This window comes from Shewanella sp., from assembly GCF_047975355.1.
GTDB lineage: Bacteria > Pseudomonadota > Gammaproteobacteria > Enterobacterales > Shewanellaceae > Shewanella.
Genome location: NZ_JBKEDJ010000013.1, coordinates 177365 through 193618, shown reverse-complemented (window position 1 = coordinate 193618; position 16254 = coordinate 177365). Strand labels below are relative to the sequence as shown.

Annotated in this window: 12 protein-coding genes; 8 read left to right on the top strand and 4 right to left on the bottom strand. The window is 48.4% G+C overall.

The features are described from left to right. Window positions 1-445 precede the first annotated feature (445 nt). Window positions 446-2170: a potassium/proton antiporter gene (locus ACK5NH_RS06070; protein ID WP_416918345.1), complete on the top strand. Its 1725-nt coding sequence runs from the start codon at window positions 446-448 to the stop codon at window positions 2168-2170. A gap of 179 nt (window positions 2171-2349) precedes the next feature. Here the strand turns inward: ACK5NH_RS06070 and ACK5NH_RS06065 are convergent, their stop codons facing one another. Further along, a complete protein-coding gene (locus ACK5NH_RS06065) occupies window positions 2350-3276 on the bottom strand; it encodes an LpxL/LpxP family Kdo(2)-lipid IV(A) lauroyl/palmitoleoyl acyltransferase (protein ID WP_416918343.1) in 927 nt (308 codons plus the stop codon). A 102-nt stretch (window positions 3277-3378) separates the two neighbouring features. On the opposite strand from ACK5NH_RS06065, the gene hldE reads away from it, so the two are divergent. From hldE to ACK5NH_RS06050, 3 genes are all read left to right on the top strand, one after another. Then, window positions 3379-4809 (top strand): bifunctional D-glycero-beta-D-manno-heptose-7-phosphate kinase/D-glycero-beta-D-manno-heptose 1-phosphate adenylyltransferase HldE, encoded by a 1431-nt coding sequence (gene hldE, locus ACK5NH_RS06060; RefSeq protein ID WP_416918341.1) that lies wholly within the window; start codon window positions 3379-3381, stop codon window positions 4807-4809. Then, entirely contained in the window at window positions 4806-5633 is an 828-nt protein-coding gene (locus ACK5NH_RS06055) for a hypothetical protein (protein WP_416918339.1), read from the top strand. Before hldE ends, ACK5NH_RS06055 begins: the two co-directional genes overlap by 4 nt. 153 nt (window positions 5634-5786) lie before the next feature. Next, on the top strand, window positions 5787-6266 hold the full coding sequence (locus ACK5NH_RS06050) for a TetR family transcriptional regulator (protein ID WP_011623828.1): 480 nt from the start codon (window positions 5787-5789) through the stop codon (window positions 6264-6266). Between the two features lie 113 nt (window positions 6267-6379). Here ACK5NH_RS06050 and ACK5NH_RS06045 read toward each other — a convergent pair whose 3' ends face one another. The 3 genes from ACK5NH_RS06045 to ACK5NH_RS06035 all read right to left on the bottom strand — a co-directional run bounded on the left by ACK5NH_RS06045 (window position 6380) and on the right by ACK5NH_RS06035 (window position 9948). Beyond that, window positions 6380-6769 (bottom strand): hypothetical protein, encoded by a 390-nt coding sequence (locus tag ACK5NH_RS06045; RefSeq protein WP_416918337.1) that lies wholly within the window; start codon window positions 6767-6769, stop codon window positions 6380-6382. A gap of 156 nt (window positions 6770-6925) precedes the next feature. Further along, window positions 6926-8410, bottom strand: a complete 1485-nt coding sequence (gene pntB, locus ACK5NH_RS06040; RefSeq protein ID WP_416918335.1) for a Re/Si-specific NAD(P)(+) transhydrogenase subunit beta — start codon at window positions 8408-8410, stop codon at window positions 6926-6928. An 11-nt stretch (window positions 8411-8421) separates the two neighbouring features. Continuing rightward, on the bottom strand, window positions 8422-9948 hold the full coding sequence (locus ACK5NH_RS06035) for a Re/Si-specific NAD(P)(+) transhydrogenase subunit alpha (protein ID WP_416918333.1): 1527 nt from the start codon (window positions 9946-9948) through the stop codon (window positions 8422-8424). A 416-nt stretch (window positions 9949-10364) separates the two neighbouring features. On the opposite strand from ACK5NH_RS06035, the gene ACK5NH_RS06030 reads away from it, so the two are divergent. From ACK5NH_RS06030 to mtgA, 4 genes are all read left to right on the top strand, one after another. Next, on the top strand, window positions 10365-12176 hold the full coding sequence (locus ACK5NH_RS06030; RefSeq protein ID WP_416918331.1) for an assimilatory sulfite reductase (NADPH) flavoprotein subunit: 1812 nt from the start codon (window positions 10365-10367) through the stop codon (window positions 12174-12176). Window positions 12177-12250: 74 nt separating this feature from the next. After that, window positions 12251-13948, top strand: a complete 1698-nt coding sequence (cysI, locus tag ACK5NH_RS06025) for an assimilatory sulfite reductase (NADPH) hemoprotein subunit (protein WP_416918329.1) — start codon at window positions 12251-12253, stop codon at window positions 13946-13948. Then, window positions 13941-14726, top strand: coding sequence for a phosphoadenylyl-sulfate reductase (locus ACK5NH_RS06020; protein WP_416918327.1), 786 nt, complete (start codon window positions 13941-13943; stop codon window positions 14724-14726). The genes cysI and ACK5NH_RS06020 overlap by 8 nt, the downstream gene beginning before the upstream one ends. A gap of 676 nt (window positions 14727-15402) precedes the next feature. Next, window positions 15403-16188 carry a monofunctional biosynthetic peptidoglycan transglycosylase gene (gene mtgA, locus ACK5NH_RS06015; protein ID WP_416918325.1) on the top strand — a complete coding sequence of 262 codons (786 nt, stop codon included), beginning with the start codon at window positions 15403-15405 and terminating at the stop codon, window positions 16186-16188. Window positions 16189-16254: the final 66 nt, after the last annotated feature.

Here is a 16254-nt window from a genome sequence, read left to right as displayed (position 1 = left end):
CGGTATTTGAATGTCGATATCACAATGAAAAAGGTGATTTTATCTGTGCTTTCAAGTTATTGCGGAGTTTAATTGGATTTAAGATGGCTTTGAGTAGATACAGTGCATTTTCATATGGTTATCCTCATTATTTTTGGCGTAGAGAGTAAGTTTTTATGGAATGTTTTTTTTAAAAATATTGATAAATAAGAGTTTTCTATTTGTTATGGTGTGAGTTACGCATTCGGATTGTGTTTGTGTTTGTACTGGATTTTATATGAAAATTAGTCAAAATGGCCTAATGATGGGGATTTCAATGTAGATGATTGAAATTTAATATTTAAAACTCCATTAATTTGCATTTTTTATGCTAGTATAAAAAAACAAAAATTTTAGTTGAGTCATTTTTAATCTAGGTGATTTCTTTATCGTTTAACTAAACACTCTTGTATTTAAGGAGGCATGTGTGGATGCAGATTCCATCAATAGTTTTTTTCTGATCGGTGCCTTGCTTACCGCAGTGAGTGTTTTGTTAAGTCCCGTGTCTTCACGCTTGGGTATTCCTATCTTATTAATTTTCCTCGCAGTAGGGATTTTAGCGGGGGAGGATGGTCCCGGCGGCATTCTGTTTGACGATTACTCAACCGCTTATCTTGTCAGTAACTTAGCCTTAGCCATTATCTTGCTCGATGGTGGTATGCGTACCCGGGTAGCGAGCTTTAGGGTGGCCCTGTGGCCGGCATTATCGCTGGCGACCTTTGGGGTCGCGATCACCACCAGTATCACAGGTGTGATGGCTGCATGGTTGTTTGATTTACACTGGCTGCAGGGCTTGCTGGTGGGGGCCATTGTCGGCTCCACCGATGCGGCGGCGGTATTCTCGCTATTAAAGGGGCGCAGCCTAAACGAACGTGTCGGCGCGACGCTGGAAATCGAATCGGGCAGTAACGATCCTATGGCGGTATTTTTAACTGTGACCCTGATTGCCATCCTCGGCAATGTGGACGCCGAGTTATCCGTGAGCTTTATGCTGATAAGCTTTATCAAGCAGTTTGGCTTAGGCATTTTCCTCGGCCTCGGTGGCGGTTGGTTGTTGTGGAAGTTGGTGAATCTAAGCAAGCTTGCAGAAGGCTTGTATTCGATTTTAGTGCTTAGTGGCGGTCTGATGATTTATGCCGCCTCGAACAAGCTAGGTGGAAGTGGCATTCTGTCGATTTATCTAGTCGGTCTATTCCTCGGCAATAAGCCTACCCGTGGTCGCCATTCAATCTTAAACGTATTGGATGGTATGACCTGGGTCAGCCAAATCGGTATGTTCCTCGTATTAGGGCTGCTACTTACACCGTCTGATTTGCTGGATATATGGCTCCCAGGCTTAGCACTGGCCTTTGGAATGATCCTGTTTGCCAGACCGTTAGCGGTATGGCTTAGCTTGTTGCCCTTTAAGAGTTTTAGCAGTCGTGACCGCTGGTTTATTTCTTGGGTTGGATTACGTGGCGCGGTGCCGATTATTTTAGCTGTATTCCCTATGATGGCGGGTTTACCGGGCGCTCAGTTGTACTTTAACTTGGCCTTTTTCGTGGTGTTAGTATCACTGCTAGTGCAAGGGGCGTCACTGACCACGGCGGCGCGTTTAGCTAAGGTCGAGTTACCGCCTAAACCATTACCTATTTCACGCTCAGGGGTCGAAATCTACCCGAGCAGTGAATGGGAAGTGTTTGTTTATCGTTTGAGTGAAAACAAATGGTGCATCGGCGAGCCGCTTAAACGCCTCTCTATGCCGGATGGGACACGGATTGCGGCGGTATTTCGCGATAACACGCTGTTGCACCCATCGGGTAGTACTTGCCTCGAAGCGGGGGATATTTTGTGTGTGCTCGGGCAAGAGAAGAGCCTAGAGGCTTTGAGTAACCTCTTTAGTCAGGCGCCTGAAACCAAAGAAGTGCCACGTTTTTTCGGTGACTTCTTTATCGATACCCAAGTCAAACTAGTCGACCTAGCACCGATTTATGGCCTGGAATTAGACGAAGCAACCGGCGATATGACTGTCGCGGATTTAGTCGCCGCAGAATTAGGGTCACATCCGGTACTTGGGGATCAGTTCCTGTGGCAGTCACTGCATTGGGTCGTCGCAGGGCTTTATGAAGGCAAAGTTACCAATGTGGGTATTCGCTTACCGGCAGAGGCCTAAAAAGTGTTGAAGTGCCAACTATGTATTTATGATCTTTAGCGTTTCAAGCCTTAAAAGATGCGTTAAACAACAAGACCTAGATAAAGAAACATAGATAAAAATATAAAAAAATGCCAAGCGGTTGCTTGGCATTTTTTATTCTCTCTTAAACGTTTATCACGAACAGACTGAACGAAAGCTTACTTATATAATGACTTGTCCGTCGGGTCAGGACGAGTCTTAAAGCGGCGGTGAAGCCACATATATTGGGCGCGATTTCTATCGATAATCCCTTCGATAATCTTGTTGCCGCGAATGGCATCGGCCAGTTCATCTTCGCCAGGGAAGTTATCCAATGGCGGCATAATCTCAATATGGTACCCCTTATCGCCTTCGGTGCGTTCCACAAAGAAGGGCAGCACTTTGGCTTTGCCGAGTTTCGCCAGCGTGGTGGCTCCCGTAATAGTGGCTGCATCGGGCACGGCATAGAAGGGAATAAATACCGCACTCGAACGCCCAAAATCCTGGTCGGCAGTATACCAAATCACATCGGGATTGCGTAAACAACGCACCATCTGGCGTAGATCTCGCTTAGGTACTAAGGCTTTATTCGAGCGCAGGCGACCTTTGACCTGTAGATATTCCATCACCGGATTGTTGTGTGGGCGGTATACCCCGACACCGGGTTGAAATTGACCAAAAATACGCGCGCCCATTTCCAGTGGTAAACAGTGCACAGCAAACAAAATCACCCCATGGCCGGCATTCAAGGTGTCTTGAACGTATTCTTTGCCGCTGATATGCATATGTTGTTGGATTTTTTCATCGGACCACCACCAAGCATTGATGGTATCGAAAATTGCTTTACCCGTTTCTTCAAAGTTGCGGGTCAGCAGGGCTTCGCGCTCAGATTCGGGCATATCGGGGAAGCAGAGAGTTAAATTGCGGCGCGCGGTATGGGTTCGACTGCCTGCAATGGCCTTCACTAATCGGCCTATGCCTTTGCCTAACTTCATCTGCCACGAGAGAGGCAACACTTGGGTAATCCGCATCACCAACACCCCAAACCACATGGGCCAGTGCTTCGGATGATATAAAGAAGATGAAAACTCAGCTTTCTCGACCACAAAAATACTCACTACTTTTGAAAATTACTGCTTATTCTAACTCATATTTTGTCGAAAATTAGGTACAATCACGGTTTAATTTCTGCAATAGATAAGAGCGCTATGAAGGTTTCTCTGCCAGCATTTGAAAAAGCCAAAGTGTTAGTTGTCGGCGATGTGATGTTAGATCGCTACTGGGTTGGGCCGACGGGACGTATCTCGCCCGAAGCGCCAGTGCCCGTGGTGAAGATTAACCAAGTCGAAGACAGACCGGGTGGAGCGGCCAACGTAGCGCTAAATATCGCGACCCTAGGCGGCCAAGTACAATTAGCGGGGTTAGTGGGCGAGGATGATACCGCTAAGGCCTTAACTCTTGGGGTGCAAGCTCTGGGTGTTGAACCACAATGGCTAAAAATTGCCGACAAACCGACCATTACCAAACTGAGGGTACTGTCACGTAACCAACAGCTTATCCGCCTCGATTTTGAGGAGTCCTTCGATAAGCAGGATAGTGCGCGCTTACTCAAACAGTCAGAAGCCTTACTCGATTCGGTCGATGTGGTGGTGCTGTCGGATTATGCGAAAGGCGCTATCGATAAGCCGCAGGATTTTATTGCGCTGGCTCGCGCTAAAGGCGTAAAAGTGCTTGTCGATCCAAAGGGGGCCGATTTTAGCCGTTACCATGGCGCCTCGCTCATCACACCTAATATGAGTGAATTTGAAGCCGTAGTTGGTGCTGTCACCTCTGAGGCGGATCTGCTGGAAAAAGCCCGAGGCTTACTCAAACAACATAATTTTGATGCCATTTTGGTGACTCGCTCTGAAAAGGGCATGACCTTAGTGACAGCCAATGCCCCTGAATTACATATCCCAACAGTGGCCCGTGAGGTCTATGACGTGACGGGTGCTGGCGATACAGTGATTTCTGCTCTAGCGACCTCACTCGCCGCGGGCGCCGATTTACCACAAGCTTGTGCGATAGCCAATACCGCTGCAGGGGTTGTGGTCGGTAAATTAGGCACTTCGACCGTGTCTCGTATCGAGCTGATTGAAGCCTTAGCACTGCACCACGGTGAGTCGGGTTTTGGGGTGGTGAGTGAAGATCAACTTGCCTATGCCCTAGAGCAAGCCAAATTGCGCGGAGAGCGAGTGGTGATGACTAACGGCTGCTTCGATATTCTGCACGCGGGGCACGTCAGTTACCTCAAGCAAGCCAAAGCGTTAGGTGATAGATTGATTGTGGCCGTGAATGACGACGCCTCGGTCAAACGCTTAAAAGGAGAAGGGCGCCCAGTCAATCAAGTCGATAGACGTATGGCGGTTTTAGCGGGATTAGCCGCAGTCGATTGGGTCGTGCCTTTTACTGAAGATACACCACAGCGGATCATCGCCAGATTGCTCCCCGATCTTCTGGTAAAAGGTGGCGATTATAAGATTGAAGATATTGCTGGCGGCGCCGAAGTGATTGCCGCGGGCGGTCAAGTCCAAGTGCTGGGCTTTGAAGATGGCATATCAACGACGGCCATTATCCAAAATATCATGGCAAAACAGTGAGTTTAATTGCCCTTACACTGATTTCAAGCCTGACATGGATACCTATCGGTGACAAGCAGGCGTTAATTTGCCCGTTAGCGCAATTGAGTCAGTGTCTGGCAACATTTCCTACTCAGGTTCGTGAACAACTCCCTCGCAGCGAAGCCCAGTTTAAAACCGAACTTGGGTTTCGTAGTGCCATGGTGTTACCCGTCGACGACAGTCATTTCTCCGGTCTAATCCTCGTAAATGAGCGAGAAACACCAGAGTTTCAACTGCTCAATATCGATGGCATAACCTACCAATACAACCTCAAAGAACAGGCACAATTAACCCTGTGGCATGAGCTAGGACACCTTGAAAACCTAGCACTGCAGGGTAGTTTATTACCTAAAGAATTAACAGCTTATCAGCACGAGTGGTTGGCGGATCTCTACCTGATTTGGCGTGTCGCTAAGGCCAAAGGCAATCTTGATTTAGCTTGGCAGCAATATCACAGACGCAACCTCGCGGCGTTAACAAGTTCGCAGAATATGTCTCACTGGACCAGCCCCATGATGATACAAGTGTTAAAAAAGTATCAAGTGAGCCAGATTGTCCACTACAGCCAATATCGTGATTTTGTAGCCGATTTTTATCCTAAAATAGTACAAATTGAACCACAGGTGTTACGTGAGTATTCGAGTTTAATGCAGCGCACTTTTGGTGAGACAGTGCTGCAACCCCTGCCAGCATATCTATTTTGGCGTAAGCCGGATCTTGGGCGTTATCTCACACCTACGTTGACATTGTTAATGGGTGAGGCAAAAGCACGCGACTGGTTAGTACAAAATTTAATGTTGTGAATGTGTTAAAAAAATCAATAAATCTCCCTGTTTCAAACTGAACCCTAGCTGAACAAAAGCGAAATACACTTGTTTGGCGTTTCCAAACAGCAGTAATCCCTTAAAGGCTTTGGTAAGCTCTACCCCAGAAAAAGAACAACGGGAGACTTCACTATGGCTAAGCGCTCGCGAGTACAGACTGAGCAAACCATAAATCAGATTATGGATGAAGCGTTAAGACAAATTTTGACTATTGGCTTTGAGACTATGTCTTATACCACGTTATCTGAAGCAACGGGGATTAGCCGCACCGGTATTAGTCATCACTTTCCGCGTAAGAACGACTTTTTAATTCGTTTAGATAGTCGTATTGGCAATTTATTTGTTGCCGCGCTCGACTTTTCTAGCCAAGAAGCCTTAGAAGCCTCTTGGATGAAAGCGATGCAAGAAGAGCATTACCGTGCAGTGTTAAGATTATTCTTCAGCCTCTGTGGTGGCGCGAATAACGAAATCACCCTCTTCAGAGCGGTCAGTACAGCACGTCAGCAAGCCATTGCTGAATTAGGATTGGTCGGCGATCGCACCATCAATCATCTACTAGGCCGTACTGCAGTTATGTTGCTGTCTAATTTTGATGTTGCCAAAGCGGCATAATCTTAAGCATCACCACAAAAAAGGAGCCCTAGGCTCCTTTTTTGTTTCTATGGTTTGGCGAATAGCGGTTGGTTTTATCCGCCGTGGAGCTAGTGCTTTTGCGCATCCTTAAGCTAGTTAAGCTGCAATGGGGGAGCCAGAACCGCTTGCTTTAACTTTTGCTGGGTGAGGTAAATTCCGATTGCCATAAAGGTAAGCGTCGCGGCTATCAGGGCGCAAAGCGCATGATGGAATACTAAGTGACTGATCAAGAAGGCGGGAATACCCTCTAGGCTATCGATAAGGAAGAGTTTAACGATAAGGCCAAGATACAAGAGCAAGTGCAATATCGCCCCTGTTATAAAGAGGCGCTTAAACTTTTGAACCAAGCGTGCCGCAAGATTGATGGGGTAATAGCGGCAAAACAGATAACCGCCGATGCCAATGCCGATTGAGACCCCGCCAAGCCCTAACAACGAGGTTTTGATCAATATTGCCGACAGCAGAAATAATCCAAGCAGCATCAAGGTGTCCTTTCAATTAATGGTGGCAACCACAAACAAGTTGCGCAGAGACTAGCTGAGCAGGCTTAAAAACGTGTGAAAACACATCGTTAAACTGGGTGAAAAGATAAAGGGAGCCGAGTGGCTCCCTTTATGATTGATATGCTAACTTAAGTATTACAGCGCTTTTAAAATTGCTTCTACGCTGGCCTTGGCATCGCCGAACAGCATTTGGGTATTGTCCTTAAAGAACAGTGGGTTTTGTACACCCGCATAACCAGTGTTCATTGAGCGTTTAAAACCAATCACGTTCTGCGCTTTCCATACTTCGAGCACTGGCATGCCCGCAATTGGGCTACCCGGATCTTCCATCGCCGCTGGGTTAACCGTATCGTTGGCACCAATCACCAATACCACGTCGGTATCGCTAAAGTCTTCGTTGATCTCGTCCATTTCGAGCACGATATCGTAGGGGACTTTAGCTTCAGCCAAGAGCACGTTCATATGGCCTGGCAGACGACCCGCAACAGGGTGAATACCAAAACGCACCTTCACGCCGCGATCACGCAGTTTTTGGGTGATTTCAGCCACAGGATATTGCGCCTGTGCTACTGCCATGCCATAGCCAGGGGTGATGATGACTGAAGTGGCGTTTTTCAGCATATCCGCCACATCTTCGGCGTTAGTTTCACGGTATTCGCCCATTTCTTCATCGCCAGTTGACGCAGCACCATCGGTACCAAATCCGCCCGCGATAACAGAGATAAACGAACGGTTCATCGCCTTACACATGATGTAAGACAGAATCGCACCCGATGAACCCACGAGCGCGCCAGTGACGATCAGCAGATCGTTTGACAACATAAAGCCCGCAGCTGCTGCCGCCCAACCTGAGTAGGAGTTCAGCATCGAGACCACAACTGGCATGTCCGCACCGCCGATTGAAGCCACTAAATGCCAACCAAAGGCGAAGGCGATAAGTGTCATCAACAGTAGGGCAGGCATAGTGCCGCCGGTTTTGACGAAGTACACCAACAGAGCTAAGGATACCAATACTGCAACAAGGTTAAGCTTGTGGCGATGTGGCAACATCAAAGGCTTTGAGGAGATTAATCCGCGTAATTTACCAAAGGCCACGATAGAACCCGTGAAGGTTACCGCACCGATAAAGATCCCGAGGAAGACTTCGACTAAGTGAATGTTGAGCATAGCGCCAGTGAGATGCGCTTTCTCGGCGGCTTTAGCCGCTTCGCTCAATGCATCCTGAACTGCGGCGAGCGTGGTATTAATATCACCACCTACGGCCACAACCACTTGCGATACTTGTTCTGGATGTAAGTCGATAAAGCTGTTAAAGCCCACTAACACCGCCGCCAGACCCACAAAGCTGTGGAGTACCGCGACCAGTTCGGGCATTTCTGTCATTTCGACTTTAAGTGCTAAACGCACGCCGATGGCACCACCAATCACCATGGCGACAATAATCCAGGCGACACCGCTAGTGTCAGGATTAAAAATGGTCGCCAGTAGGGCGATGGCCATACCTGTGATACCAAATAAATTGCCGTGTTTGGCCGTTTCTTGCTTCGACAATCCTGCGAGACTGAAGATAAAGAGCACGGCGGCAATAATGTAAGCTGCTGTTACCAGTCCTTGAGACACGTTATACCCCCTTAATCCTTACGGAACATCTTCAGCATGCGCTGAGTGACGGTGAAGCCGCCGAAGATGTTAATACTGGCGATCAGCACGGCGATAAACGCCAGCACAGTGACCAAGGTTGAGCCTTGACCAATTTGCAGCAAGGCGCCGACCACGATAATGCCTGAAATCGCGTTAGTCACTGACATTAAAGGCGTATGTAGTGAGTGGGATACGTTCCACACCACGTAATAGCCCACCACGCAGGACAGAACAAATACCGTAAAGTGGGATAAGAACTCGGCTGGCGCGACCGAGGCGACGGCGGCAAATCCCGCAACACCCAGGGCGGCGAGAATATACTTAAGCTTGGACGGCGCTTTGGCCTCTGCCGCTTTGGCTTCTACCTTAGTCGCAGGTTTTGCGGGCGCGGCCGACACCGAAATTGGCGGTGGCGGGAAGGTTAGTTCACCAGCTTTGACCACTGTCATATTGCGCATTACCACATCATCGAAGTTGATGGTGGCGACGCCATTTTTCTCTTTACACATTAACTTCATCAGGTTGACTAAGTTAGTGCCATAAAGCTGAGAAGACTGAGCGGGCAGACGGCCGGGAAGATCGGTAAAGCCGATGACTTTGACGCCATTCTCGGTCACGAATAGCTCGCTTTGCTGAGTGTATTCACAGTTACCCCCCGCTTGCGCCGCCATATCGACAATTACAGAGCCGGGTTTCATGCTGTCGACCATTGCCTTGGTAATAAGCTTAGGTGCAGGACGGCCTGGGATCAGCGCTGTGGTGATGATGATATCGACTTCTTTGGCTTGCTCGGCAAACAGCGCCATTTCTGCGGCGATAAACTCGTCCGACATGGTTTTGGCGTAACCGTCCGATGAGCTGCCGTCCTCATTGGTGAAGTCCAGCTTGAGGAACTGGCCACCCATAGATTCGATTTGTTCGGCCACTTCTAAGCGTGTGTCGAAGGCACGTACTATGGCACCTAACGAACCTGCGGTACCAATGGCCGCAAGACCAGCCACACCGGCGCCGATTACCAGCACTTTTGCTGGTGGCACTTTGCCCGCGGCGGTTATTTGTCCGGTAAAGAAACGGCCAAAGTGGTGCGCGGCTTCAACAACGGCGCGATAACCGCCGATATTGGCCATAGAAGAGAGAGCATCGAGGGATTGGGCACGGGAAATACGTGGCACCATGTCCATCGCCATCACATTGATGTTGCGTTTAGACAGTTTCTCGACCAGCTCAGCATTTTGAGCGGGCCAGATAAAGCTGATTAAGGTTGCGCCTTCTTTAATTTGCGCAATTTCAGCATCGGTCGGTGCATTGACTTTAAAAATCAGATCCGCTTGCCATACCTCTGCCGTGATCTTCGCCCCTGCGGCTTCAAAAGCGGCATCGTCAAAGCTAGACAGTAAGCCAGCATTGGCCTCAACAACAACTTCAAAGCCGAGCTTTTTAAGTTGTTCGACGGTGGCAGGGGTCGCGGCGACCCGAGTCTCACCGGCGAGACTCTCTCTCGGTATTCCAATCTGCATGATTACTCCCTGGTGGTTTATATAATCGTTCCGCCTGAGTGCTTCCTGAGCTAAACCTAGGTAGGGCTAGGCCGCGATAAGAATGAACTCGTTTATTCAGTTGTGGCAGTTAGCACATTCAATCTTGGTATGAAATTTGTGCTTGAAAACAAACTTCTTTGCGAGCAACAGAAGGTCACTGTACAGCAGGCTCGTCACCATTGTGGCAATACTTTGGTTTGACACAAGCGCATATTGCTCAAGCTGGTCGTTTCTGAACTGGTCGTATCAAAAAGTTTTAACCAGTGCACACTTTTGTAGCTTAAATTTTGCACTTTGTATATTCCAAAATGGAATTAAAAATCAAATATTATTCTTTTTTGCTTTTCTAAAACCACGCTACTCTGCTGGACAATACATTGTCATAGGGCCGTCTCATGTTGTTAAAAGAACTTTCATCACTGGCTTCACCCCTGTCGCAACCGCAGGTCGAAAAGCTGAAACAACTCATCGCTGAATTAAATGCCGTGCAACTTGCCTGGGTGAGCGGTTATTTAGCCGCAACGGCCAATGCGGGGGGCAATCAAGCCCAGCTCGCGCCCGTGTCTGATGCGCAGGCGGTGACCATTCTCTATGGCAGCCAAACTGGCAATGGCCGTGGGATTGCAAAAGCCTTAGCTGAGAAGGCGAAGGCACAGGGCTATGGCGTGAATTTAGCTTCTATGGGTGAATACAATGTGCGCCAGCTTAAGCAAGAAACCTTGCTATTGCTGGTGGTCAGTACCCATGGTGAAGGTGAAGCGCCGGATGATGCGATTGAATTACATAAGTTTTTAGCATCGAAACGTGCTCCTCAATTAAACAACTTACATTACTCAGTGTTGGCGCTTGGCGATTCGAGCTATGAGTTTTTCTGCCAGACAGGTAAAGACTTCGATGCCCGTCTGTCGGCATTAGGTGCCAAAGCGTTGTTGCCACTGGTTGAGTGTGATGTGGACTATGAGGCTGCGGCCGGACAGTGGCACGCCGATGTGCTGATTGCAGTTAAGCCATTAATCCAAACAACGGCTAACGTGGTGGCGCTGAATGAAATTAATTCAAGTTCGACGCAAGTTGCCAGCGAGAGCGAATTTACTAAGCAAAACCCTTACAGTGCCGAAGTGTTGGTGAGCCAGAAGATCACCGGACGTGGTTCAGACCGAGACGTGCGCCACGTTGAAATCGATTTAGGCGAGTCAGGACTGCGTTACGAAGTCGGTGATGCCCTGGGAGTGTGGTTTAGCAACAATGAAACTTTGGTCGATGAGATTTTAGCGGGCTTAGGGTTAGCGGCCGATACCAAGGTGACTGTCGCTAATGAATCCATCAGTCTCAAACAAGCCTTAATCGAGAAGAAAGAGCTGACACAGTTATATCCTGGTTTAGTCAAAGCGTGGGCCGAGTTGTCCGCAAGCCCAGAGCTGCTTGCCATTAGCGAAGATAAAGAGCAGGTTCGTCAGTTTATCTTACATCATCAATTTGCAGACTTAGTGGCTAATTACAAGCTCAAGCCTGACGCTAATCTCGATGCAAACAAGTTAGTGGAGTTATTACGCCCATTAACGCCAAGACTCTACTCCATCGCTTCGAGCCAGAGTGAAGTCGATACCGAAGTGCATCTCACCGTGGCCTTGGTGGAGGATGAGCATCAAGGGCAAGCCCGTTTTGGCGGTGCATCGCATTTCTTAGCCTCGGCACAGGAAGGCGCCGAAGTAAAAGTGTATGTTGAACCGAACAAGCATTTCCGTTTACCTGAAGATCCACAAACGCCTGTCATCATGATTGGCCCAGGCACTGGTGTTGCGCCGTTTCGCGCCTTTATGCAGGAGCGCGTGGCGCAAGGCGCTGAGGGCGATAGCTGGTTATTCTTCGGTAATCCTCACTTTGAACAGGACTTCCTGTATCAAACCGAGTGGCAACAGTATCTGAAAAACGGCGATTTAACCCGTATCGATGTGGCATTTTCGCGGGATCAGGCCCATAAGATTTACGTGCAGCACCGCATTAAAGAGCAGGGACAAACCCTGTGGCAATGGCTGCAAAATGGCGCGCATCTCTATATCTGTGGTGATGCAGAACGTATGGCCAAAGACGTACATCAAGCATTGTTAGAGGTCGCGGTAGAATTTGGCGGACTGTCTAGCGAGGCGGCCGAAGAATACTTCGAGACCCTGCGCAGTCATAAACGTTACCAAAAAGACGTGTACTAATTAATCGATCCCAAAGATAGAGAGCAGTATCCACTGAGATACTGCCGCCGAACGAATTTTAAGAGGCAGTTGCCATGAGTGAGCAAAAGTTAGCATTAAACGAATACCTAAAGACCGACAGTGATTATCTGCGTGGCACCATCAAAGAGGGATTAGATTCCTCGGTGACGGGCAGTTTTAGCGACGGCGATCAGCAATTGATCAAATTCCACGGCTTTTATCAGCAGGATGACCGCGATTTACGTAACGAACGTAAAGAGCAAAAACTCGAGCCCTTATATAGCTTTATGTTGCGTGCCCGTGTACCTGGCGGTATCTGTACTCCGCAGCAGTGGTTAGGTGTGGACAAAATTGCCTCGACCTTAACCAGCTCGAACAGCATTCGTTTAACGACGCGCCAGACGTTCCAATACCACGGCATTCCAAAGCGTAACCTTAAGACCATTATTCAAGGTTTGGACCGTGAGGCGCTCGATTCGATCGCCGCCTGTGGTGACGTAAACCGTAACGTGATGTGTAACCCGAATCCGGTGGAATCTAAGTTGCATGCGCAGGCCTATGAAGTCGCGAAGAAGCTGTCTGATCACCTGCTGCCGCACACTCGTGCCTACGCCGAGATTTGGTTAGATGAAGAGAAGTTACTGACCACAGAAGACGAAACCGTTGAACCTGTGTATGGCAAAACCTACTTGCCACGTAAGTTTAAGATGGCCGTTGCCGTACCGCCGGATAACGATGTTGATGTCTACACTAACGACTTAGGCTTTATTGCTGTGGCCGAAAATGACGAATTAGTCGGTTTTAACCTGACAGCAGGTGGCGGCATGGGCTCGACCCATGGCGAAGTAGAAACTTTCCCACGCCTGGCGGACGACTTTGGTTTTATCAAAACTGAAGATGTGATGAAGTTTGCCGAAGCCGTGATGACAGTGCAACGCGACTGGGGAAATCGCTCTAACCGTAAACGTTCACGCCTTAAGTACACTATCGTCGACCATGGCTATGAGAAGTTTAAAGCCGAAGTCGAACTGCGCGCTGGGGTGAAGTTTGAACCTAAGCGTGAGGTCGTGATCGGCGATCGCGGCGATCGTTATGGTTGGGTCGAAGGCGTTGACGGTAAGTGGCATTTAACCTTATTTATCGAAAGCGGTCGCATTAAAGATCTACCGGGGCAAACCTTGCAAACCGGGCTGCGTGAAATTGCTAAGATCCACAAAGGCGATTTCCGCATGACCTCGAATCAAAACATGATCATCGCAGGTGTCGCGGCAGAAGATAAAGCCACGATTGAAGGCTTAGCCCGTAAACACGGGTTACTTGGTCAAGTGCTGACCCAAACCCGCGGTCATTCGATTGCCTGTGTGGCCTTGCCAACCTGTCCATTGGCGATGGCGGAAGCTGAGCGTTATTTCCCTGAGTTTATCGACCATATCGATGCGCTGCAGGCTAAAAATGGCATTAGCGATCAAGCAATCGTGGTGCGTATGACCGGCTGTCCAAACGGTTGCGCCCGTCCATTTGCCGCCGAAATCGGCTTAGTGGGTAAGGCGCCGGGTCGCTATAACCTGTACCTCGGGGCGAACTTCGAAGGCACTCGTCTGAATAAGATGTACAGAGAGAATATCCAAGAGGCTGAGATCCTTGCTGAATTGGATGCATTATTTGCCCGCTACGCGGTTGAGCGAAATGCAGGCGAAACCTTTGGTAACTTCACCGTCCGCACGGGCGTAGTGAAGGCGGTAATCGATGCCGCTAAGGATTTCCATGGCTGATCTTGATTCTGGGGTAACGGGTTTTGGCTTGCAGAGCGTCGTGAGCAGCAGCGAACTTAAGGCGCTGCTGACAGCTCCTAAGGCCGAGCAGCAAGCGGAACTGGAGCGCATTAATCGCTTCTTGGCCGGCTTGACTGCTCAAGAACGAGTGCTCTGGGGGTTGGCCTATCTGCCGGGTAATCACGCGCTGTCATCCAGTTTTGGGATCCAAGCGGCGGTGATGCTGCATATGGTGAGTCAGGTGCAATCGGATATTCCGGTGATCTTAACGGATACTGGCTATCTCTTTCCTGAGACATATCAGTTTATTGACCAGCTTACCGAGCGTTTATCCTTAAACCTCAAGGTTTACCAAGCGCCAATGACCTCGGCATGGCAGGAAGCGCGTTTTGGCAAGTTGTGGGAGCAGGGCTTAGATGGGCTCGAGCGTTACAATCGACTGAATAAAGTAGAGCCGATGCAACGTGCTTTGACGGAACTTGAAGTTGGTACTTGGTTTGCGGGACTACGCCGCAGTCAGTCGAGCACACGCGAAGAGTTACCGATATTGGCTATCCATGGCACTCGCTTTAAGTTGTTGCCGATTATCGAATGGTCGAACAAAGATGTGCACCTGTATCTGACACAATTTGACTTGCCTTACCATCCTCTATGGGAGCAAGGGTATGTTTCTGTTGGGGATACCCATTCGAGTAAACCCTTAGAATTAGGGATGACTGAAGAAGAAACCCGCTTTAATGGCTTAAAACGCGAATGCGGTTTGCATTACGAAATATAGTCATCTATTTGATTTAATAGATAAATGCCGCAGTATTCCCTGTGGCATTTTTTATTTTATGCCGCCAAAAGAATGTTTTGCTTAATTTTTCAGCGATTTGGCCGTTAAAGTATTTTGAGTGTCATTCTGGCGTCATTAAAGTCAGATAAAGTTTATTTTCATAGAGTTAGTTAAGGCTTGTTCACCAGCAATAAAATTTTTGTACATTTTTACTCACAGAGTTATGCACATTAGAATGTTCTGAGCTATATTACAAAGTTCCCGTAGATGGTTTTGAGGGAGTTTACTGTGTAGATATGCTTTAGTCGGTATTTTGCCAAGTTAAGTTGTTGAATATCGTTATTTATGGGCTTAGTTTGCTGTGTAACGATTTAACGAGACCCAAAACAGTAAAGCTTCCAAAAGACCTTGCTCGCCGCCGCGAGTATCAAGCAGCTTGATTGACTTGCTAGCCCTCGTTAATCTGCCACCTTCACCTCGGTCAGCTGTGGTCAAAGCTGCCGAGGTTGAGCCAACATAGTTAACATCGTTTATTTCTCCGAAACATGAATTCAGCTCGGTTTTTGGCGCTGTTTATGACAATATTATCATCAACTTACACTGTGCTATTTTTTGCTGACTGGTTAATGCTGCCGCAAACGGCACCTTTGGTGAAATTATTGATGAGGATAACTGGATGACCGCCCCTATGTATGCCATGCGCGATCATGTCAATCGTCCCCAAGGGAATAAATCTAATCGCCCTGCGCCCAGACCCAAGTCGCGCGGCCTTAAGCGCATAGTCGCTTGGCACGTTAAACTCATCTTTGGCTTATTACTCGCCTCCATTCTAAGTGTGGTGCTACTGCGTTTTATTGACCCGCCGATGTGGACTTGGCGGATTGAACGCGCAATATTCCCGCCCGCGCCGATTACTGAGGTTAGGCATCAATGGCGTCCACTCCAGCAAATCTCCCCTGAATTACAATTAGCCGTGATTGCCGCGGAAGACCAAAAGTTTGCCAACCACACGGGTTTTGATTTAGCCGCCATCAGTTCGGCCATCGAATACAATCAAAAGGGGAAGAAGGTTCGTGGTGCCAGTACCTTAAGTCAGCAAGCGGCGAAAAATCTGTTTATGTGGTCGAGTCGCAGTTTTATCCGTAAGGGAATTGAAGCTTGGTTTACCCTGTTAATGGAATTGACTTGGGATAAGTCGCGAATTCTCGAAGTGTATCTCAACATCGTCGAATTTGGCCCCGGAATATATGGCGCCGAAGCCGCATCGAAACATTATTTTGGTAAGAGTGCTGCCAAATTAACCCGTTATGAGGCGTCATTATTGGCTGCGGTGTTGCCCAATCCTTGGCGTTATAAAGTCTCACCACCTTCGCCCTATGTTGAGCAGCGATCCGCCTGGATACGTAAGCAAATGCGCCAGTTAGGTGAGGTGACACTAAACCGAGTGCACAATGCTGATTGAAGGGGATTAAGTTGTTGAAGATTGTTTAACGTCATCAATTACAGTCTTATTAATATGTCATGCGCT